Below are 20,259 nucleotides of genomic sequence, written 5' to 3' on the forward strand. Positions count from 1 at the left end.
GCTCACAAGCTTCTCGTCCGCCTCAATGCCAAAGCACGCGATGCGCGAGCGCAATATGCAAATGCAACTTGACACCCCAGATAGTCGCTCCCCGCGCTTCGCGCGGCGGAGGGAGGATTGCGGTGACGAGCGATCCTACTGCGCCTGCAGCATTTCAGTCCACACATCCTGCATCTGCTTGTCGAGCTTCTCATCGGGTGCGGGATAGAGCTGGGCGCGCGCCAGGAAGCCCGGCTGCTCGTCGAAGCGCAGCACCTTCTTCTGCTCGTCGCTGAGCGCCGCCTGCTTGTTGGCGGGCATGCCCCAATAGCAGGACGAGGTCGAAAGCCTGGCCTGGCCTTCCGGGCTCAGCACATATTGGATGAATTTGAGCGCTGCATCCTTCTTCTGGCTCGACGCCAGCATGGCGAGCGACTGCGACCACAATATGCCGCCTTCCTTGGGGATCGAGAAATCGAGCGCCGGATTCTCCTTGGAGAGGCCGGCCGTCACCCATTCGCCGCCGCCGACCAATATGTCGACCTCGCCGGTGGCGAGCGCCGTCTGGCTGGCGGTGACCTCGCCGACGAGCTTGGCATTGGCCTTCATCTTGAGCAGCACCTCCTTGATCGCCGGCAGGTCGGCTTCGGTGAGCTCGGCGGTCTTCTTGCCGGCGGCGAGCGCCGCCATGCCGATCACCGGCAGATAATAGTCATAGATGGCAATGCGACCCTTGTATTTGTCTCCCAAGAGCGATTGCAGGGTCTGCATGTCATTGACATCGACCTTTGAGTTGTTGAAGCCGATGGTGTTGTAGCCGAACTTCTCGGTGATGCCGTAGCGCTTGCCGTCGATCTTGGTGAACTGGTCGAGCTGCACTTCCGGATAGAGATCGGCGAAGGGCAGCTTGTCTTCGGGCAGCGGCTCGAACAGCTTCTTGTCGACGCCGCGGCGCACATCGATCGAATCGATCACCATGACGTCCCATTCGCCGGGCTGCGACTGGTCGAGGATGGCGAGCCCCGCGCCGGTGCCTTCGAACTCCTTCACATTCACCTTGATCCCGGTCGCATCCTCGAAAGGCTTGAGGAAATTGGGATCGGCATGGTCGCACCAGACGAGCGCATTGAGGTCTTCGGCAAACGCCGGGGACAGCGTGATGGCGAAAAGTGCCGTTGCCGACAGAGCGAGCTTGCGCAGGGCTCGGGCGAAAGATGGCAGAGATTTCATGGTGACTACCTCCCTGATTTTATGTTCTCGACCAAGAAAACTGAACCATTTCTAAAGTTGAGTCAATTCTAAAAATATGCCAGGATGGCCCGCATGACAGGACTGAGAGCGCGCCAAAAGGCCGACCGCCATCAGCGGATTTTGCAGGCGGCTTCCGAGCTTTTCCGCAAATCGGGCTATGAGGGCGCCAAGATCGAGGCGATCGCCGCCTTGGCCGAGGTCTCGATCGGCACGATCTACAATTACTATCAGAACAAGGGCGATCTGCTGGTTGCCATCGTCGCCATGGAAGTGAACGAGGTGCTGAATTCAGGCCAGGGCGTCATCGCCAAGCCGCCCGCCAATGTGGCGAAGGCCGTCGACCGGCTGGTCATCGGCTATATCGAGCATTCGCTCGTCTATCTGAGCAAGGAGATGTGGCGCCAGGCCATGGCGATCTCGACCCAGCAGCCCGACAGTCCCTTCGGCAAGACCTATGGCAATCTCGACCGCGCCTTGACCGACCAGACCTGCGCCTTGGTCGCACGATTGCAGGAGCTGGGGCTCGTCCGCCGCGACATCGATTCGAGGAGCGTCGGCGAGATGATCTTCAACAACACGAACATGATGTTCACCATCTTCGTCAAGGACGAGGCCATGACCACCGCCGAATTGCGCGCGGCGATCCGGCGGCAGAACAAGCTGCTGCTCGAGGCGGCGGCCACTGCGGCTTGATGACCCGCGGTCTGATTCGCGGATGATCAGGCAGGCGCCGTAAGGCGTTGCGAACGCATCCTCGGCCGCAGCAGCATGCCGCCGAACCGGACCGCATAGAAGAAGAAGGCGAAAGCCCAGGCCGCGGCAGAAAGCTCGATCAGAAATCCGGTCGCGGGAAAGCACACGGCCGCGAGACGCAAGAGCGCCGCGAGAAGGACGCCCGCGAAGATGGCCGAGCCGCCTAAGCCTGCTTTCAGCGCGCGCCCCGTATGGCCGAGCGTCGCGCGGATCATCACGGCGAGTGTCATGGCGCCGATCGCGCCGGCGCCGAAGGCATGAATGGCGGCGGCCGGCGGAACCGTCTCCGGCGCGAGCGCCGCCAGCCCGGCCAGCAGCAATCCGAACGGCACGAAGCCATAAGCGATATGGAGGATCAGAACCAGGGGATCGCGCCAGGTCCGCGCGCCCGCCCAACGCGTGAGCCGCGCGCCGTTGGCCGCGGCGGCCACGATCAGAAGGACGCCGGTCTCCGAACGAGCCGGCAGGAAAGTCCACGCGATCAAGGTCGCGGCCGACAACGCAAGGATCATCATGTCGAGACTGTTGAAGGCAACCGGCAGGCGTCCGGGATTCTCCCGCGTGAGCCAATTATGGGTGAAGCTCGGGATGATGCGGCCGCCAATGATCATGATCAACAGGATCGCAGCAGCGAGACCGAGCCTTCTGCCGATATCGGCGATGCCCCAATGATGCGCCTCCCAATGGAACAGAATGTTGGCCGCGCACAGCACCGTGACCGGCGCCAGCACTTTGAGATTGCGCCAGTTCTTGCCCGCGACGATCTCTCGCGCGGCGACGGCGACGACCGCGAGCAGGAAGGCGCAATCGATTGCCGCCGCGGCGAGCCAACCGATCTCGGCGGAGAACAGCACCGCAAGGCGGCCGATGAGCCAAAGCGCGGCGAGCCCGAGAAGCGGCAGGCCCTGGACCGGCAGGCGGCCGGACCAATTGGGAATCGCGGTCAACAGGAACCCGGTCATGACGGCCGGGAGATAGCCATAGAGCATTTCATGCGCATGCCAATCCATCGGCGCGAACAGGCTCGATATTTCGAGCCGGCCGCGCAAGAGCGGCAGCCAGAGCAGGATCGTCAGGCCGGCATAAAGAGCGCCGGCGAGAAAAAACGGCCGGAAGCCGTAAGAGAGAATAGCCGGATAGTGGCCAGGTTTGAGACGTGCGATCGCCATGTGTTCATCGTCATGTGTTGATGGGGCGCCCGGTCACACCGGACCCCCGTCGCCGCCCTTTCTTGATGCCCTCTTGCGCGCCCACGAGCCGGCCTACTTTGCGGGAACGCAAATAAGGGCGGAATCGGCTGCGGCCTTTCGTCCTGGCGCAGCCACGCGAAAAATGCGAAGCGGTCCTCACCCCTGACCTCGCGGAGCTGCTTTTGTACACACTTGACCGATCCCTGATCGCCAATCTGGCGCCCTTTGCGGGACTCACGCCTCAGGATCTCGACCACATATTGGCGAAGGCGCGGCCGGCGCGCGTGGCCGAGGGGCGGCCGGTCTTCGAACAGGACGCCGAAGCCCATTCCTTCTTCCTGCTGCTCGACGGCCATGTGCGGGTGGTCAAGACGACGGCGGACGGCGAGCAGGTGATCATGCGCTATGTGAGCTCGGGCCAGCTCATCGGCATCGCCAAGGCGCTGGGCCGGTCGAGCTATCCCGCGACCGCCGTCGCCGCGGTGGATTGCATGCTGCTCGCCTGGCCGAGCGAGGCCTGGAGCGAACTCACCCTCCGCTATCCGGGCTTCGCCGCCAACACCTACAAGGCGGTCGGCGAGCGAATGGAGGAGGCCCATGACCGCATGGTCGAGCTCGCCACCGCGCAGGTCGACCGCCGCGTCGCCCATGCTTTGCTGCGGCTCGCCAAGCAGACCGGCCGCAAGACCGATGAGGGCATGCTGATCGGCTTTCCCATCACCCGCCAGGATATCGCCGACATGACGGGAACGACCTTGCACACGGTGAGCCGCCTGCTGACCGCTTGGGAATATCTGGGTCTCGTCAAGAGCACGCGCAAGAAGGTGACGGTGGTCGATGCCGAGCGGCTGCAGGAGCATGTCGGCGGCTGATCGCCTCAGCCTTCCATCTCGTCATCGAGCAGAATGCGCTGGGCCGCCCCGTCGAGATCCTCATACTGGCCGCTCTTCAGCGACCACAGGAACGCCCATAGCGCGCCACCGCCGAGGATGAGGGCGAGCGGCACCAGATAGACGAGGCTGCTCATGACGCCGTCACCGCAGAATGAGGAATGGCCGCCGGCATGGCCTTCTCAGTCGCCGCTTTCCTACTTGCTTCGCCGCGCAATCTGAGCGCATTGGCGACGACGATGATCGAGGAGAATGACATCGCGAGCGCGGCGATGAGCGGCGTCACCTGGCCGGCAATGGCGGCCGGCAGCGCAATGGCATTATAGAGGACGGCGAGCGCGAAATTCTGGCCGATCAGCCGCTTCGCATCCTTGGCCACGCGCATCGCCAGGGGCACCGCGCTTAGATCGCCATGCAGGAAGACGAAATCCGCGGCATTGCGCCCGATATCGGAAGCGCTCGCCGGTGCCATCGACACATGAGCCGCGGCGAGTGCGGGCGCATCATTGAGGCCATCGCCCACCATCAGCACCTTGCCGCCGGCTTCGGCAAGAGACGCGATATGCGCCGTCTTCTCCTGAGGCAGCAGCGCCGCTTTCGCCTCCGCGATGCCGAGCTCGGCGGCGACTTTCGCCACCGCTTGCGGCGCATCGCCCGAGAGGATGAGCAGAGGAAGATCGCGGCGCCTGAGCTCCACGGCAGCGGCCTTCGCCCCTGCCCTCAGGCTGTCCGTGAAGGCGAAAGAGGCGAGCTGCCGGCCATCCTTCGTCAGAACGGTGCGCCCCGCGTCATGGCCCCCTGCCCAATCCGATCGGCCGAGCCTGTAGAGATGGCCCTCGATCTTCGCTTCGATGCCTGAACCCGGGATTTCCGTGATCTCCGCACGAATAGACTTGCCGTCGCCATAACCGGCAAGCGCCCGACATACCGGATGACTCGATCCCGTTGCGAGTGCCGCGGCCAAAGCGAGATGCGCCGGCTCGATCTCTCGCCCATTGACGAGACGCGGGCGGCCGAGTGTCAGCGTGCCGGTCTTGTCGAAAGCGACCATGTCGGCCTCGGCCAGGCGCTCGAGCGCCGCACCGTCCTTGACCATGATGCCGCTCTCGAACAGGCGGCGCGCCGCCACCGTCTGGACGATCGGCACCGCAAGGCCGAGCGCGCAAGGACAGGTGATGATGAGAACGGAAATGGCGATGGTGACGGCGCGATAGGGATCGCCGGTCAAGGCGAGCCAGCCGATCAGGGTCAGCAAGGCGGTCGCATGCACGACCGGCGAATAGAGAGAAGCGGCGCGATCGGCGATCCGGCGATAGCGGCCGCGCCCCGCCTCGGCGGCTTCCATCAGCGCCGTCATCTCGGCAAGGAACGAGGTCGCGGCGGTCGAGCGCGCCCTGAGGGTGAGCAGGCCGGTCAGGTTGAGCGTTCCCGATCGCAGCACGCCGCCGGCCTTGACGGCCAGGGGCGCGCTCTCGCCCGTCGCCAGCGAGCAGTCGACATCGGACACACCGCTTTCGATCACACCATCGACCAAAAGGCGCTCGCCGGGAGAGACCTGCAGCAGCATCCCCGTCTCGATGGCGTTGGCAGGAAGGTAGTCGCGGCCGCCATCGGCGCCGATGACGGTGGCGCCGCGCGGCGTCATCCGCATGAGACCGCGAACGGCGCTGCGGGCCTTCTCGCGCATGACATGGTCTAGCGTCCGCCCGATCAGCAGGAAGAACAGGAGCGAGGTCGCGGCATCGAAATAAGCATGCCGGCCATGGGTGATCGTGTCATAGAGGCTGATGCCGAAGGCGAGGAGGACGCCGATCGAGACCGGCACGTCCATATTGGTGCGCCAGCGCCTGAGCGCCGCCCAGGCCGAGGCGAAGAAAATGCGCCCGGAATAGAGGAGCGCCGGAAGAGCGAGCCCGGCCGAGATCCAATGGAAGGCCTGGCGCGTTTCCGCTTCCGCCCCCGACCATATCGAGACCGACAGCAGCATGATGTTCATGGCCGAGAAGCCGGCGACCGCCATGGCGCGGATGAGGCGCGTGAGCTCAGGATCGCTGCGCTCGTCATCGCTGAAGAGATGGGCGTCATAGCCGAGATCGTGCAGGGTTTCGACGATCGGCGGCGGGTCATCGCCCCGCCATTTGACCGCGACGCGCCGGCTCGAAAGATTGACCCGCGCCCCGACGACGCCCGGCATGCGCTTGAACGCGCCTTCGATCGCACCGATGCACTGAGCGCAATGGATGCCGGGAACGGAGAGATCGGTCTGGTGGAGGCCGCCGCCCAGAGCGCGGCTCGCAAGCTTGAGCTCATCGCGCGATGGCGCATGGGCGAGCTCGGCGCCGGCCGCCACAGCTGATGCGCAGCAGGTCATCTCATCGCCCTGTAGGCATGCCACGTGGCGTGGCCGAGCAGCGGGAACACGACGATCAACCCGATGAGCGCCGTCGCCACGCTGAGCAGGAACAGCACCAGCACGATGGCGCCCCAGGTCAGCATCACCGGGAGATTGCTCCAGACGAGCGAGATGCTGGTGCCCATGGCGGTAAAGGCATCGGTCTCCTCATCGAGCAGCATCGGGATGGAGAAGGTGCTGATGGCGAAGGAGAAGGCGGCGAAGACCCCGCCGACGGCGGAGCCCACCGCGAGCATCGCCCAGCCGGTCCATGAGGTGAACAGCATCGTCGCGACGTGATCGAGCCCGGGAAACGGCGTCAGGCCGAAGAACAGCGCATAGATGATGACCGCGGCGCGCATCCACAAGAGCATCAACCCGCACAATATGGCGCCGGTGAACCAGATCTGCGCGCCCGATCGCGGCCTGACAAAGATCATGCGGGCGAGCGAGACGGGCTCGCCTTTGGCGATCGCGCGGCTCTTCTGATAGAGGCCGACCGCCACCAGGGGTCCCATCACCATGAAGCCGGCGAGTGCGGGAAAGAGGATGTAGTCGTAGCCGAGCGCGAACAGGCTCCACACGATGGCGAGCGAGACGGCGAAGACCGCGATCCCGTAAGCCAGGCTGGCGCCCGGATGATTGAGGAAATCGCGCCACCCGGCCTTCAGCCAGGCGAAGGCGGCACCAGCCGGCAGGTTGCGGCGGTTGCGCTCGATATAGGGCCGTTCCCCTGTATCATCCGCAATATGGCTGGCGATCATGTCATGTCCCTCGCCTCATCATGAGGATTTCGCCGCCTGGAAACCGCTGCCGGGTTCCTTCTGATGCGGCACGCAGTCGGGCTGAGACCGCAAGGCGACATAGATGAGATGCGCATTGGCGGCGATGAAGATCGAGAGCGTGAGGGCGGCGATGGCGAGCGCCATGGTCCGCCAGGTGACCCGCATCATGGCGCCGCCCCCAGAGTGTCGACATAGAGCGCGAGGAGCTTGATCTCGGCCGGCGACAGCCGGTTCTTCCAATGCGGCATGTGGCCCTGCCGGCCGCCATAGATGCTGCGATAGACGGAATCGAGATCGCCGCCATAGACCCAGACCTTGTCCGTCAGGTCGGGCGCGCCGACATCCTGCTTGCCCTTCGCATCCTCGCCATGACAGCTCACGCAATTGGCCGTGAAGATCTCCTGCCCGGCCTTGATCGTCTCAGCCTCGGCGCTGTCCCCGCTTGGCGCCGCCGACAGCGAGCGGACATAGGCGGCGACCTGCCCGACCTGCTTCAGATCGAGCGCGCCGCTCGCGCCGAAGGGGGTCATTTGCGAGCTGCGCGTGTCGTTATTGGTCGAATTGATGCCGACGCTGATCGTCTGCGCGAGCGCCTCGGGCGCCCCGCCCCACAGCCAGGCCTTGGCCGTCAGATTGGGAAAGCCCGGGCCGCCCGTGGCGCCGACACCATGGCAGACGGCGCAATTGTCGGTGAACAGCGTGCGCCCCGTCTCCCGCACATGCTGCATGATGTCGGGATCGGCCTTGAGGGTGGCAAAGTCGGCAGCGCCGATCTTGTCCATCCACGGACCGCGGGCGAGCCGCGCCGCCTCCACCTGCTTCGTCACGATGTCGCGCTGGTCGATGCCGAGGATGCCTTTGGTATAGGTCGAGCCCAGCGGCCAGGCCGGCATCGCGATCCAGTAGCCGATGGCGAACACGGTGGTGATCGCCAGGAAGAACAGCACGACGCGCGGCACCGGCGTGTCGAGCTCCTCGATGCCGTTCCATTCATGGCCGGTCGTCAAGCGGCCGGTGATCGGGTCGCGCTTGCCTATGTCCACGGCTTGTCGTCCTTGTCGAGGATGCTCTTCTTGGCGCGATCGAACTTCTTCCGGTTGGCCGGCCAACAGGCATAGATGACGACGCCGATCGCGAGCGCGATCAGATAGAACAGGCCCCAGCTCTTGGAAAAGGCGACGATCGTGTCATGCATGATCACTCTCCCAGCGCCGTCTGGCTCGTCTTCTTCGCGGCATCGGTGAGCCCGCCGATGATCTGCAGATAGGCGACGAGCGCATCCATTTCGGTCAGCCTTTCCGGATTGCCGTCGAAGTCGCGCATATGCGTGGCCGGGCCATAGCGTTCAGTGACGCCGCCTGCCCAGTCGCTGTCGGGGGCGGCCTGGCCATAGGCATCCCGGCTGGCATTGGCGATCATCTCATCGCTATAGGGAACGCCGACCGCCCGCATCGCCTCAAGATGCTGGCCGAGGTCGTTCGTCTTCAGCGCGTTGCGCAACAGCCAGCGATAGGCCGGCATGACCGATTCCGGCACGACGTCGCGCGGATTGTTGAGATGCGCGACATGCCAAGCGTCGGAATATTTCTCGCCCACCCGCGCCAGATCGGGGCCGGTGCGTTTCGAGCCCCACAGCATCGGATGGTCGTATTTGGATTCGACCGCCAGCGAATAAGGCCCGTAGCGCTCGACCTCGTCGCGCAAGGTGCGGATCATCTGCGAATGGCAGGCATAGCAGCCCTCGCGGAGGTAGATATTGCGGCCGGCGAGCTCGAGCGGGGTGTAGACCCGCATGTCGGGCGCCGCCTCGACGGTTTCCGCGATGGTGAACAAAGGCGCGATCTCGACAAAGCCGCCGATCGAGGCGACACCGACGATGGCGAGCACGAAGCCGATGGCGCTGCGTTCGATCTTGCGATGGAATTCCGCCATGTCCGTCACTCGCCCGGCTGGATGATGGGATCGCGGACGGCCGGCTGGTCCGTCTCGCCTGTGCCGGCGGCACGCTCCTTGCGCGCCGCGACGATCGTCATCAGCACATTATATGTCCCGACGATCGCGCCCAGGAGGAACAGCAATCCGCCGAAGGCGCGGGCGACGTAATAGGGATGCATGGCGACCAGCGAGTCGATGAAGGAATAAGCCAGCGTGCCGTTTTCCGTATAGGTCCGCCACATCAGGCCCTGGATGATGCCCGAGTTCCACATCGCGAAGACGTAGATGACGGAGCCGGCGAGCGCGAGCCAGAAATGGACTTCGACCAGGCGCGCCGAATACATGGCGTCCCGTTTCCACATCCACGGGACGAGCGCATAGATCGAGCCGAAGGTGATCATCGCCACCCATCCCAGGGCCCCCGCATGTACATGGCCGACCGTCCAGTCCGTGTAATGCGACAGCGAATTGACCGCGCGGATCGCCATGAACGAACCCTCGAATGTCGCAAGGCCGTAGAAGACGGCGGCGACCATCATGAAGCGCAAAGTGGCGTCGTCGCGCACCTTGTGCCAGGCGCCGTTGAGGGTCGCGAGCGCATTGCCGGCCGACGCCCAGGACGGCACCAGGAGGACGATGGAGAATGTCATTCCCAGCGTCTGCACCCATTGCGGCAAGGCCGTGTAGTGCAGATGGTGCGAGCCCGCCCACATATACATGAAGGTGATGCCCCAGAAGCTGATGATGGAGAGCCGGTAGGAGAAGATCGGCCGTCCGGCGCGCTTCGGCAGATAGTAGTACATCATGCCGAGGAAGCCCGCGGTGAGGAAGAAGGCGACGGCATTGTGGCCGTACCACCATTGCGTCATGGCATCCTGGACGCCTGAGAACAGCGAATAGCTCTTCACGCTCGCGAAGGATATCGGCACGGCCAGGTTGTTGACGATGTGAAGCATCGCCACGACCAGGATGAAGGCCATGTAGTACCAGTTGGCCACATAGATATGCGGCTCCTTGCGGCGCGCCAGCGTGCGCAGATAGATGAGGAAGTAGACGACCCAGACGATCACCAGCCAGATGTCGGCATACCATTCGGGCTCGGCATACTCCTTGGACTGGGTGATGCCCATCAGATAGCCCGAGGCGGCAACGATGCAGAAGAGGTTGTAGCCGAGGAGCACGAACCACGGGCTCAACTGATCCGGCAAGCGGGCGCGGGACGTGCGCTGCAGGACATGGAAGGAGGTGGCGATGAGGGCATTGCCGCCGAAGCCGAAGATGACGCCGCTGGTATGGACGGGCCTCAGCCTGCCGAAGCTTGCCCAGGCCGCATCGAAGGTGAGATCCGGCCAGGCGAGCAGTGCCGCCACCCAGACGCCGACAAACATGCCGGCGACCGCCCAGAGCATCGCGAGCACGATGCCCGCTTTGGTTGGGTCGTCATAATAATGCGCGTATTGCGAAGGGTCGGGTTCCGGCGCGCCGAGCTTGCGCAGCACCAGCATGGCCACGCCGAGCGCCGACGCCATGACGATGAAGCCCTGGGCCCCAAGGGCATTGTCGCGACCCGCTGCAGCCATGATGACGCCGAGCGCCGCTACAAGGAACAGCATGACGAGCGCCGACTGCCGCTCGTCGACCGTCAGTTTCGAGATCATGGGTCAACCGCTGTCAGAAAGTGAGACAATCAAAGGCCCTCCTCACTCGAATCTAAGCGAGAACGGCATCCCGTCTTTGCGCTGGCGCAAATTGTGACTGCAACTGGGTTGAGCCGACCCCGCACACCCCCGAAACTTGCCGGCTATTCAAGCACGATATCGCTTTCGGAGCAAAAACAACCTGCGGGCTTTCCGCTGTCACAGAACTTTTACAATGGGCTGATTGATAGCCCCATGGCCTCCGACGAATCCCGACAGTCCGCAACCGAAAAAACCGCCCGGCAACAGTGGATGTCGCTCCTCGCTCAGGCCTTGCCACGGCGCCTCGACGCCCTCTTCCCGCGCGAGCGCTTTCCCCATTTCGTCTATTTGCGCAAGCCGGAAACCGGCCTGGTCATGCTGCGCGGCCGCGTCGGCGGCACCGGCAGCCCGTTCAACATGGGTGAAGCCACGGTGACACGCTGCGCCATCCGCCTCGATGACGGGACGGTCGGCCATGCTTTCGTCATGGGCCGCTCGCATGAGCATGCGCTGAGTGCGGCGATCTGCGATGCGCTCTTGCAAGGTTCGGACAGCGACCTTCCGCAGACCGTGATTGCGCCGCTGGCGCAAGAGCGCACCCGCCGCGAGCGTGACCTCGCTCTCAAGAATGCGGCGACAAAGGTCGATTTCTTCACCATGGTGAGAGGCGAGGATGATTGAGGCCGTCAGCGGCTTTGCCGACCAGGCGCTGGACAGCGCCCGCGCCTTCCGGCTCATGCTCGACGCCATGGCGCGTCCGGGCCTGATCGTGCCGATGCAAGCAGGGCTCGACGCGCCGTCGCCCTTGTTGCCGACCGCGGCGACGATCTGCCTGACGCTCTGCGACTACGATACGCCGCTCTGGCTCGACGAGGCATATCGCACGCCTCAAGTGCTCGACTATCTGCGCTTCCACAGCGGCGCGCCCATCGTTGAGGAAATTTCCGCGGCGAGCTTCCTCTTATGCAGCGAAGCTACTGCCGCCTTGGCGCTCGCCTCGGCCAATCGCGGCACGGCCGAATATCCCGATATATCGGCGACGCTGATCGTCCAGCTTGCCTCTTTCACATCGGATGAGCGTCTCATCCTCAATGGTCCGGGCATCGACGGCATGCGGGAATTCGGAGCTTTGGGCCTCGAACAGGGCTTCTGGGATCTGATGGAAGACAATCACGCGCTTTTCCCGCTGGGCTCAGACGTGTTCTTCGCCACCTCGCGCGAGATCGCCGCTTTGCCCCGGTCGACACGTATAAGAAGAGAGGGCCAGGACTGATGTATGTCGCGGTCAAAGGCGGCGAGAAGGCGATCGATGCCGCGCACCGGCAGCTCGCGGAAGAACGCCGCGGCGATCCGAACATTCCGGAACTGACACCGGAGCAGATCGGCGCGCAGCTCTCCCTCGCCGTCGACCGGGTGATGACCGAAGGCTCGCTCTATGACCGCGAGATGGCGGCGCTTGCGATCCGGCAGGCGCGCGGCGATCTCATCGAGGCGATCTTCCTCATCCGCGCCTCGCGCACCACCTTGCCGCGCTTCGGCTACTCAACCCCCATCGAAACCTCGAAGATGCTGGTGCGCCGGCGCATCTCGGCCGCCTTCAAGGACATGCCGGGCGGCCAGATTTTGGGGCCGACCTTCGACTATACCCATCGCCTGCTCGACTTCGCGCCGGGCGATGACATCGCGGCCGCACCCACCGACACCGGACCGGCCGATATCGACCGCAGCATGCCGAGAGTGCTCGATCTCATTGGCGCCGAGGGCCTGATCGAGCCTGCTTCCGAAGCCCAGAGCGATCCCGCCGATCTCACCCGCGAGCCGCTCTCCTTCCCGGTGGGGCGCGACCTGCGCCTGCAGAGCCTGGCGCGCGGCGATGAAGGCTTCCTCTTAGGCCTCGGCTATTCGACCCAGCGCGGCTATGGCCGCACCCATCCTTTCGCCGGCGAGATCCGCTATGGCGAGGTTCGCGTGAGTTTTGCGCCCGAAGAGCTCGGCTTCGAGATCGAGATCGGCCAGATCGACATGACCGAATGCGAGATGATCAACCAGTTCAAGGGTTCGGGCAGCGTGCCGCCGCAATTCACCCGGGGCTACGGCATGAGCTTCGGCCAATGCGAGCGCAAGGCCATGGCCATGGCGCTGGTCGACCGCGCTTTGCGCGCGGGCGAATTGGACGAGGAGCAGACGGCGCCGGCGCAGGATGAGGAATTCGTCCTCTCCCATGCCGACAATGTGCAGGCGACGGGCTTCGTCGAGCATCTGAAGCTGCCGCATTATGTCGACTTCCAGGCCGAGCTCGAATTGCTCAGGCGTCTGAGGCGCAAGGCCCTCGGCCTCGAGCAGGAGGCGGCGGAATGACGACAGGCTACAATTTCGCTTATCTCAACGAGCAGACCAAGCGGATGATCCGCCGTGCGCTTCTGAAGGCCGTGGCCATTCCGGGCTACCAGGTGCCTTTCGCCAGCCGCGAGATGCCCATGCCCTATGGCTGGGGAACGGGCGGCGTCCAGGTGACGGCCTCGATCCTCACCCCTGAGGACACGCTCAAGGTCATCGACCAGGGCGCCGACGACACCACCAATGCGGTGAGCATCCGCAAATTCTTCGTGCGCACCGCGGGCGTCGCCACGACCGAGGAGACCGCGAAAGCCTCGATCATCCAGACAAGACACCGGGTTCCGGAGACGACGCTCAACGAGAACCAGATCCTCGTCTATCAGGTGCCGATCCCCGAGCCCTTGCGTTTCCTCGAGCCGCGCGAGACCGAGACCCGCAAGATGCATGCGCTCGAGGAATATGGCATCATGCATGTGAAGCTCTATGAGGACATCGCGCGCCACGGCCATATCGCCACTTCCTATGCCTATCCGGCCAAGGTGAACGGGCGCTATGTCTTCGATCCCTCGCCGATCCCCAAATTCGACAATCCGAAGCTCGACAATTGCGCTGCCTTGCAGCTCTTCGGCGCCGGCCGCGAGAAGCGCATCTATGCGCTGCCGCCTTACACGCAGGTAAAGAGCCTCGATTTCGAGGATCATCCCTTCAGCGTGCAGAAATGGGACGAGCCTTGCGCCCTGTGCGGCTCGCGCGACACCTATCTCGACGAGATCATCCTCGACGACAAGGGCAAGCGCATGTTCGTCTGCTCCGATACCGATCATTGCCGCCAGGCCCGCGGCGAGGAAGCCGCATGACCGGGCCTCTGCTCGCCGCCGACAATATCAGCAAGTTCTATGACGGGCGTGTCGCCTGCGACAAGGTGAGCTTCGAGCTCTGGCCGGGCGAGGTTCTGGCGGTGGTGGGCGAATCGGGCTCCGGCAAGACGACCTTGCTCAAATGCCTCTCGATGCAGATCGCTTTGTCGTCGGGACGCGTGCTCTATGCGCTCCGCGACGGCCGGATGGCATCGCTGGCCGATCTGAGCGAGGCCGAGCGCCGCTTCCTGATGCGCACCGATTGGGGCTTTGTCCATCAGGATCCGCGCGAGGGCCTGCGCATGGGCGTCTCGGCCGGCGCCAATGTCGGCGAGCGCCTGATGGCGGTGGGCGAGCGCCATTATGGCCGCATCCGCGGCACCGCCCTCGACTGGCTCGACCGGGTGGAGATCGCGGCCGACCGCATCGACGACAGCCCACGCCATTATTCGGGCGGCATGCGCCAGCGTCTGCAGATCGCCCGCAACCTGGTGACCGCCCCGCGCCTCGTCTTCATGGACGAGCCGACCGGCGGGCTCGACGTCTCGGTCCAGGCGCGCCTGCTCGATCTCTTGCGCGGCCTGGTGAGGAGCCTCGGCCTTTCCGTCATCATCGTGACGCATGATCTCGCGGTGGCGCGCCTGCTTTCGACCCGCATCCTGGTCATGCAGCAGGGCAAGGTTATCGAGACCGGCCTCACCGACCAGGTCCTCGAGGATCCGCAGGCGCCCTATACCCAGCTTCTCGTGTCTTCCGTCCTGCAGGTGTGATGAGATGAGCCTCGTCCTCAAGATCAGCCATCTCGCCAAGCAGTTCCGCCTGCATCTGCAGGGCGGCGCGCGCATTCCCGTCTTCGACGACCTGGCACTCGAGCTTCAAGCGGGCGAAGCGCTCGCCGTCACCGGCCCTTCTGGCAAGGGCAAGAGCTCTCTGCTCAAGCTGATCTACGGCACCTACAAGGCAGGTGAGGGCGAGATCCTCGTCCGCCACGAGAACGACTGGCTCGATCTCGCGCGCGCCGAGCCGCGCCAGGTCCTCGCCGTCCGCCGCCGGACCATCGGCTATGTCACCCAGTTCCTGCGCGTCATCCCGCGCATCCCGGCGCTCGATATCGTCGCCGAGCCCTTGCTCGAGCGCGGTGTCGCGGCGGAAGAAGCGCGTGGCCGCGCCGCGAGCCTCCTCGAGCGGCTCAACATCCCCGAGCGCCTGTGGTCCTTGTCGCCCATGACCTTCTCCGGCGGCGAGCAGCAGCGCGTCAACATCGCCCGCGGTTTCGCCGCCCCCTATCCGATCCTGCTGCTCGACGAGCCGACCGCCTCGCTCGACCAGGAGAACAAGGCCCGCGTCCTCGCCATGATCAGCGAGGCGCGCGCCCAAGGCAGCGCCATCATCGGGATTTTCCACGACGCCGTAGACCGAAAAGCCGTGTGCACACGGGAGTTTGATCTCGACCATCTGAAAAGCGAGGCGGCTTAGTCTCATTGACATAAAGCGTTCAGAAGACTGTCATGAAAGCCCGTTACCCCTTCTTGAAAGAGCAAAAGGGGTAGACGTTGAACGCGATCCTGATCGAGCGGCTGAGCAAGACGTTCAGCAGCGGCAAGCGTGGATTGGACGACATATCGCTCACCATTGCCAAGGGCGAGATGGTGGCCCTGATCGGCGCTTCGGGCTCCGGCAAATCGACCCTCATCCGTCATGTTGCGGGCCTCGTCGCCGCCGACAAAGCCCAGGGCAGCACTGTCAAGGTCCATGACCGCGCCGTGCAGGACCAAGGCCGCATCGCCCACAATGTCCGCGACATCCGCCGTGAGATCGGCGTCATCTTCCAGCAGTTCAACCTGGTCGGCCGCATGTCGGTCCTGACCAATGTGCTGACCGGCGTCCTGGGCAAGATCCCGGCCTGGCGCGGCACGCTCGGCGCCTTTCCGCTCGCCGAGCAGCAGGCGGCCATGGCCGCCTTGACGCGCGTCGGCATTGCCGAGACGGCGCGCCAGCGTGCTTCGACGCTGTCGGGCGGCCAGCAGCAGCGCGCGGCCATCGCCCGCGCCTTGGTGCAAGGGGCGCGTATCCTTCTCGCCGACGAGCCCATCGCCTCGCTGGATCCCGCTTCCGCCCGCCGGGTCATGGAGACGCTCGAGACCATCAACAAGCAGGACGGCATCACCGTCGTCGTGGCGCTGCATCAAGTCGAATATGCCCGCCGCTTCTGTCCGCGCACTATTGCCATGCAAGCGGGCCAGGTGGTCTTCGACGGGCCGAGCACGCAGCTCTCCAATGAGCGGCTTCGCCAGATTTACGGATCGGCCAGCGAAGAGCTGATCCTTCCCGATGCGGGCGAGGTCCGCCGGCCCGTTCCTTCCCTCGAAGGGCTCGCCGCGGCCGCCGCATAGCGCATTGGACCGAAAAGTGTGCTCGGTTTTCGGATAATCCAATGCGCAACAAGAGATAGTTTGCGTCAAACGTTTCGTTCCAGGAGAAGTCAGATGAGATGGATTTCACGACGGCTTGCTGTATTTGCAGCGGCCAGCATGTTCATGGCCGGCACCGCTTATGCCGAGACCAAGGAGATCAATTTCGGCATCATTTCGACCGAATCGACCCAGAACCTCAAGCAGTACTGGACGCCGTTCCTCGCCGATCTCGAGAAAGAGACCGGCATCAAGATCAATCCGTTCTTTGCCTCCGACTATGCCGGCATCATCGAAGGCATGCGCTTCGGCAAGGTGCAGGTGGCCTGGTACGGCAACAAGGCCGCCATGGAAGCGGTCGACCGCGCCGAGGGCGAGGTCTTCGCCCAGTCGGTCGATGCCGAGGGCAATCCCGGCTACTGGTCGCTGCTCGTGACCAATGTCGACAACGCCAATATCAACACCGTCGATGACGTGTTGAAATGCGACAAAAGCTTGAGCTTCGGCAATGGCGATCCCAATTCGACCTCGGGCTTCCTGGTGCCGTCGGTCTTCGTCTTCGGCGCCAAGAGTGTCGATCCCAAGACCTGCTACAAGACGGTCACCAATGCCAATCATGAGACCAATCTCATGGCGGTGGTGAACAAGCAGGTCGACTTCGCCACCAACAACACCGAGAATTTGCGCAATTTCGCCAAGTCGCATCCGGACGAGCTGAAGAAGATCAAGGAAGTCTGGCGCTCGCCGCTGATCCCGTCCGATCCCATCGTCTGGCGCAGGGACCTCGACCAGGAGGCCAAGGACAAGATCCTGTCCTTCTTCATGACCTATGGCCGTCAGGGCTCGGTCGATCAGGTCAAGGCGGCGCGCGAGAATCTCAAGAAGCTCAACTGGGCACCGTTCAAGCCGTCCTCCGATGCGCAGCTCTATCCGATCCGCGTGCTCGAAATCTCCAAGGCCATGAACAAAGTCAAGGCGGACGAGGCGCTGAGCCAGGCCGACAAGGACGCCAAGATCAAGGAGCTCGAGGCCAAGAAAGCCGAGTTCGAGAAGCTGATGGCGGAAGTGCCGCAGACCTAAACAAGCATCTTCCCCTCTCCCGTTGCGCGGCAATGGGAGAGGGGAACTCTCGCAGGACGCGTTGATGATCACAAGTGCGATCTACATTCCTCCCGTGCCGGCGGCGCAGCGCTACGGTCAGCTCGCCTTCTGGTCGATCCTCGCGATCCTTCTGGCCTGGAGCTTCAACCCGGCCGAGATCTACCGCGCCCCGCTGCTCGTCACCGATGCCGGCAACATGGCGAAATATGCGTCAGGCTTCCTCTCGCCCAATTTCGCCGACTGGAAGCTCTATGTCAGCGAGATGCTGATCACCGTCCATATCGCGATCTGGGGCACCTTCCTCGCCATCCTGTTCGGTATCCCCTTGTCGCTTCTCGCGTCCAACAATGTCGCGCCGGTCTGGATCGTCCAGCCGGTGCGCCGGCTGATGGATGCCTGCCGGGCGATCAACGAGCTCGTCTTCGCCGTCCTCTTCGTCGTAGCCGTCGGCCTCGGCCCCTTTGCCGGCGTCATGGCGGTGTTCGTCCACAATCTCGGCATCATCTCGAAACTCTTCTCGGAAGCCGTGGAAGCCTCCGATCCACGCCCCGTCGAGGGCATTCGCGCCACGGGCGCCACGCGGCTCCAGGAAGTCATCTATGGTATCGTCCCGCAAGTGATGCCGCTGTGGCTGAGCTATGGGCTCTATCGCTTCGAATCGAATGTGCGCGGCGCCACCGTCCTCGGCATCGTCGGCGCCGGCGGCATCGGGCAACTGCTCTTCGAGAACATCCGCGGCTTCTATTATGGCGAGACCGCCGCGATCATGATCGTCGTGGTGGTGACCGTCGCCATCATCGACATCATTTCGCAGCGTCTGCGCAAGGTGCTGGTATGAGCGCTCGCTACGCTCTGTACTACGCGCCCGCCCCCGACACGCTGTTCCATGCGCTGGGCGCGCGCTGGCTCGGCCGTGACGCCTGGTCGGGAGAGACTTTGGGCCAGCCCGCGATCGAAAACTTGGCGGACCTCACCGGCGAGCCGCGCCGCTATGGCTTCCATGCGACCCTCAAGGCGCCGTTCAAGCTGGCGGCAAGTAAGAGTCGAAAAGACCTGTCGGCCTTCGCCGAAGAGTTCGCCAGGCGCCAGGCGCCGGTGATGCTGAGGAAGCTCCGCCTTGCCGCCCTCGACGGCTTCCTGGCGCTCGTCCCCGATGCCGAGAGCGATCACCTGCATGAGCTCAGCGCCTGCTGCGTCATGGATTTCGACGGCTTCCGCGGACCCTTGCACCAGGAAGAGATCGCGCGGCGTCACCGTTCGGGTCTCAATCTGCGCCAGAGCCGGCTGCTCCTCAACTGGGGCTATCCCCATGTGCTCGACCAGTTCCGCTTCCACGTGACGCTCAGCGACAAGCTCGAGGCGGCGGACATGGCGCGCTTGCGATCCGCGGCCGAGACGCATTTTGCGGTGGCGATCGGCGCCCCGCTGCTGATCGATGCGATCACGATTTTCTGCGAGGCGGAACCGGGCGCGCCTTTCCGCGCCGAGGAGCGCTTCACGCTCGCCGGCAAGGCCGACAGGGCCTGGCCCGAAATCTGGAAACTGGGTGTGAGATGACGAAGGAAAAAGTCCTCGGCAATGCGAGGATCGTGTCGGCCGCCGAGATCATCGAAGGGGCTGTGCTGCTGCGCCACGGCGTGATTGCCGATATCACGCGAGGACCGGTCGCCGCCGTCGATGTCGATCTCGACGGCGCCTATCTGCTGCCGGGCCTGGTCGAGCTTCATACCGATCATCTCGAAAGTCATTTTCGCCCCCGGCCGGGGGTTGCCTGGCCGGCGGTCGGGGCACTTCTCGCTCATGATGCGCAGATCGCCTCGGCCGGCATCACCACCGTCTTCGACGCCTTGCGCGCCGGCACCTTCGACACCGAGGACGGGGCCTTGCGCCGTGCCAATGGCGAGCTGAGCCAGGCGATCGTCGCGGCCCGCGCCGGCGACATGCTGCGCGCCGATCACCGCATTCATTTGCGCTGCGAATTGCCCTGCGCCGACACCTTCGACACCGCCGAGGAGCTCGTCGAGGACGGCCTCGTCGACCTCTTGTCGGTCATGGACCACACGCCGGGCGAGCGCCAGTTCGTCAGCCTCGACAAGTTCCGCGAATATTATCTCGGCAAGAACATCATGACGGCGGACCGGCTCGAGGTGTTCATCACCGAGCGGCGCGAATTGAACATCCTCCATTCCGACCGTAACCGCCGCGCCATCGTTAATCTCGCTCTGGCCCATGGGATCAAGCTCGCGAGCCACGACGATGCGACGCTCGAGCATGTCGCGGAGGCCGTCGCCGACGGCGTCGCCATTTCGGAGTTTCCGACCACCGCGGAGGCCGCCCGCGCCGCCCATGTCAACGGCCTTTCAGTGCTGATGGGCGCGCCCAATCTGGTGCGCGGCGGCTCGCATTCCGGCAATATCCCGACCCTCGATGTCGCCAAGGCCCGATGCCTCGACCTCATGTCCTCGGACTACGTGCCGGTGAGCCTGCTGCATGCCGCCTTTGCCTTGCCCGAGATCGCGCCCGAGATCGGCTTGCCCGAAGCCGTGACGATCGTGTCGCGCAATCCGGCCCGCGTGATGGGTCTCGACGATCGGGGCGAGATCGCGCCAGGCAAGCGCGCCGATCTCATCGAGGTGCGCCGGGTGGATGGTTTTCCCGTCGTGCGCTCGGTCTGGCGGGCGGCGGAGCGCGTCCTCTGA

At 64.1% G+C, this 20,259-nt stretch carries 23 protein-coding genes; 13 read left to right on the forward strand and 10 right to left on the reverse strand.

The genetic code is table 11. From position 1 onward, the window contains the following. Positions 1-135: 135 nt before the first annotated feature. On the reverse strand, positions 136-1,209 hold the full coding sequence (locus DS839_RS31940; protein ID WP_119274601.1) for an ABC transporter substrate-binding protein: 1,074 nt from the start codon (positions 1,207-1,209) through the stop codon (positions 136-138). Positions 1,210-1,302: 93 nt separating this feature from the next. Between DS839_RS31940 and DS839_RS31945 the strand changes: the two genes are divergently transcribed. After that, positions 1,303-1,923 carry a TetR/AcrR family transcriptional regulator gene (locus DS839_RS31945; protein WP_119274602.1) on the forward strand — a complete coding sequence of 207 codons (621 nt, stop codon included), beginning with the start codon at positions 1,303-1,305 and terminating at the stop codon, positions 1,921-1,923. Between the two features lie 26 nt (positions 1,924-1,949). On the opposite strand, the gene DS839_RS31950 is transcribed toward DS839_RS31945, so the two are convergent. Further along, positions 1,950-3,152, reverse strand: coding sequence for an NnrS family protein (locus DS839_RS31950; RefSeq protein WP_119274603.1), 1,203 nt, complete (start codon positions 3,150-3,152; stop codon positions 1,950-1,952). A 203-nt stretch (positions 3,153-3,355) separates the two neighbouring features. Between DS839_RS31950 and DS839_RS31955 the strand changes: the two genes are divergently transcribed. Next, entirely contained in the window at positions 3,356-4,045 is a 690-nt protein-coding gene (locus tag DS839_RS31955) for a Crp/Fnr family transcriptional regulator (protein WP_119274604.1), read from the forward strand. Positions 4,046-4,050: 5 nt separating this feature from the next. Here DS839_RS31955 and ccoS read toward each other — a convergent pair whose 3' ends face one another. From ccoS to ccoN, 8 genes are read right to left on the reverse strand one after another with little or no spacing between them, the layout of a single operon-like run. Beyond that, positions 4,051-4,200, reverse strand: coding sequence for a cbb3-type cytochrome oxidase assembly protein CcoS (gene ccoS, locus DS839_RS31960; RefSeq protein WP_119274605.1), 150 nt, complete (start codon positions 4,198-4,200; stop codon positions 4,051-4,053). Continuing rightward, on the reverse strand, positions 4,197-6,434 hold the full coding sequence (locus tag DS839_RS31965) for a heavy metal translocating P-type ATPase (protein WP_119274606.1): 2,238 nt from the start codon (positions 6,432-6,434) through the stop codon (positions 4,197-4,199). The genes ccoS and DS839_RS31965 overlap by 4 nt, the downstream gene beginning before the upstream one ends. Continuing rightward, positions 6,431-7,219: a DUF2189 domain-containing protein gene (locus DS839_RS31970; protein WP_119274607.1), complete on the reverse strand. Its 789-nt coding sequence runs from the start codon at positions 7,217-7,219 to the stop codon at positions 6,431-6,433. The genes DS839_RS31965 and DS839_RS31970 overlap by 4 nt, the downstream gene beginning before the upstream one ends. Before the next feature lie 18 nt (positions 7,220-7,237). Then, positions 7,238-7,408, reverse strand: coding sequence for a hypothetical protein (locus tag DS839_RS36740; protein WP_162918943.1), 171 nt, complete (start codon positions 7,406-7,408; stop codon positions 7,238-7,240). After that, positions 7,405-8,283, reverse strand: coding sequence for a cytochrome-c oxidase, cbb3-type subunit III (ccoP, locus tag DS839_RS31975; RefSeq protein WP_368912038.1), 879 nt, complete (start codon positions 8,281-8,283; stop codon positions 7,405-7,407). Before ccoP ends, DS839_RS36740 begins: the two co-directional genes overlap by 4 nt. Next, positions 8,274-8,435 carry a cbb3-type cytochrome c oxidase subunit 3 gene (locus tag DS839_RS31980; protein WP_119274608.1) on the reverse strand — a complete coding sequence of 54 codons (162 nt, stop codon included), beginning with the start codon at positions 8,433-8,435 and terminating at the stop codon, positions 8,274-8,276. Before DS839_RS31980 ends, ccoP begins: the two co-directional genes overlap by 10 nt. Positions 8,436-8,437: 2 nt before the next feature. Beyond that, complete coding sequence (ccoO, locus tag DS839_RS31985) at positions 8,438-9,172, reverse strand: cytochrome-c oxidase, cbb3-type subunit II (RefSeq protein ID WP_119274609.1); 735 nt, start codon at positions 9,170-9,172, stop codon at positions 8,438-8,440. A 5-nt stretch (positions 9,173-9,177) separates the two neighbouring features. Further along, positions 9,178-10,833, reverse strand: coding sequence for a cytochrome-c oxidase, cbb3-type subunit I (gene ccoN, locus DS839_RS31990; protein WP_119274610.1), 1,656 nt, complete (start codon positions 10,831-10,833; stop codon positions 9,178-9,180). A 234-nt stretch (positions 10,834-11,067) separates the two neighbouring features. Here ccoN and phnG point away from each other — a divergent pair, with 234 nt between their 5' ends. The 11 genes from phnG to DS839_RS32045 all read left to right on the forward strand — a co-directional run bounded on the left by phnG (position 11,068) and on the right by DS839_RS32045 (position 20,259). Next, positions 11,068-11,535, forward strand: coding sequence for a phosphonate C-P lyase system protein PhnG (gene phnG / locus DS839_RS31995; protein ID WP_119274611.1), 468 nt, complete (start codon positions 11,068-11,070; stop codon positions 11,533-11,535). After that, positions 11,528-12,127: a phosphonate C-P lyase system protein PhnH gene (phnH, locus tag DS839_RS32000; RefSeq protein ID WP_119274612.1), complete on the forward strand. Its 600-nt coding sequence runs from the start codon at positions 11,528-11,530 to the stop codon at positions 12,125-12,127. The genes phnG and phnH overlap by 8 nt, the downstream gene beginning before the upstream one ends. Beyond that, positions 12,127-13,212, forward strand: a complete 1,086-nt coding sequence (locus tag DS839_RS32005; protein ID WP_119274613.1) for a carbon-phosphorus lyase complex subunit — start codon at positions 12,127-12,129, stop codon at positions 13,210-13,212. The genes phnH and DS839_RS32005 overlap by 1 nt, the downstream gene beginning before the upstream one ends. Further along, the gene (locus tag DS839_RS32010; protein ID WP_119274614.1) at positions 13,209-14,048 is read left to right on the forward strand and encodes an alpha-D-ribose 1-methylphosphonate 5-phosphate C-P-lyase PhnJ; all 840 of its coding nucleotides are present in this window, start codon (positions 13,209-13,211) and stop codon (positions 14,046-14,048) included. The genes DS839_RS32005 and DS839_RS32010 overlap by 4 nt, the downstream gene beginning before the upstream one ends. Further along, positions 14,045-14,818 (forward strand): phosphonate C-P lyase system protein PhnK, encoded by a 774-nt coding sequence (gene phnK / locus DS839_RS32015; RefSeq protein WP_119274615.1) that lies wholly within the window; start codon positions 14,045-14,047, stop codon positions 14,816-14,818. Before DS839_RS32010 ends, phnK begins: the two co-directional genes overlap by 4 nt. 4 nt (positions 14,819-14,822) lie before the next feature. Then, complete coding sequence (gene phnL / locus DS839_RS32020) at positions 14,823-15,524, forward strand: phosphonate C-P lyase system protein PhnL (protein WP_119274616.1); 702 nt, start codon at positions 14,823-14,825, stop codon at positions 15,522-15,524. A 77-nt stretch (positions 15,525-15,601) separates the two neighbouring features. After that, the gene (gene phnC, locus DS839_RS32025; RefSeq protein WP_119274617.1) at positions 15,602-16,441 is read left to right on the forward strand and encodes a phosphonate ABC transporter ATP-binding protein; all 840 of its coding nucleotides are present in this window, start codon (positions 15,602-15,604) and stop codon (positions 16,439-16,441) included. A 93-nt stretch (positions 16,442-16,534) separates the two neighbouring features. After that, entirely contained in the window at positions 16,535-17,539 is a 1,005-nt protein-coding gene (gene phnD, locus DS839_RS32030; protein WP_119274618.1) for a phosphonate ABC transporter substrate-binding protein, read from the forward strand. 64 nt (positions 17,540-17,603) lie between these two features. Further along, entirely contained in the window at positions 17,604-18,398 is a 795-nt protein-coding gene (gene phnE, locus DS839_RS32035; RefSeq protein ID WP_119274619.1) for a phosphonate ABC transporter, permease protein PhnE, read from the forward strand. Beyond that, entirely contained in the window at positions 18,395-19,117 is a 723-nt protein-coding gene (locus tag DS839_RS32040) for a DUF1045 domain-containing protein (RefSeq protein WP_119274620.1), read from the forward strand. The genes phnE and DS839_RS32040 overlap by 4 nt, the downstream gene beginning before the upstream one ends. Continuing rightward, positions 19,114-20,259, forward strand: a complete 1,146-nt coding sequence (locus DS839_RS32045) for an alpha-D-ribose 1-methylphosphonate 5-triphosphate diphosphatase (RefSeq protein WP_119274621.1) — start codon at positions 19,114-19,116, stop codon at positions 20,257-20,259. The genes DS839_RS32040 and DS839_RS32045 overlap by 4 nt, the downstream gene beginning before the upstream one ends.

This window comes from Taklimakanibacter deserti, from assembly GCA_003574785.1.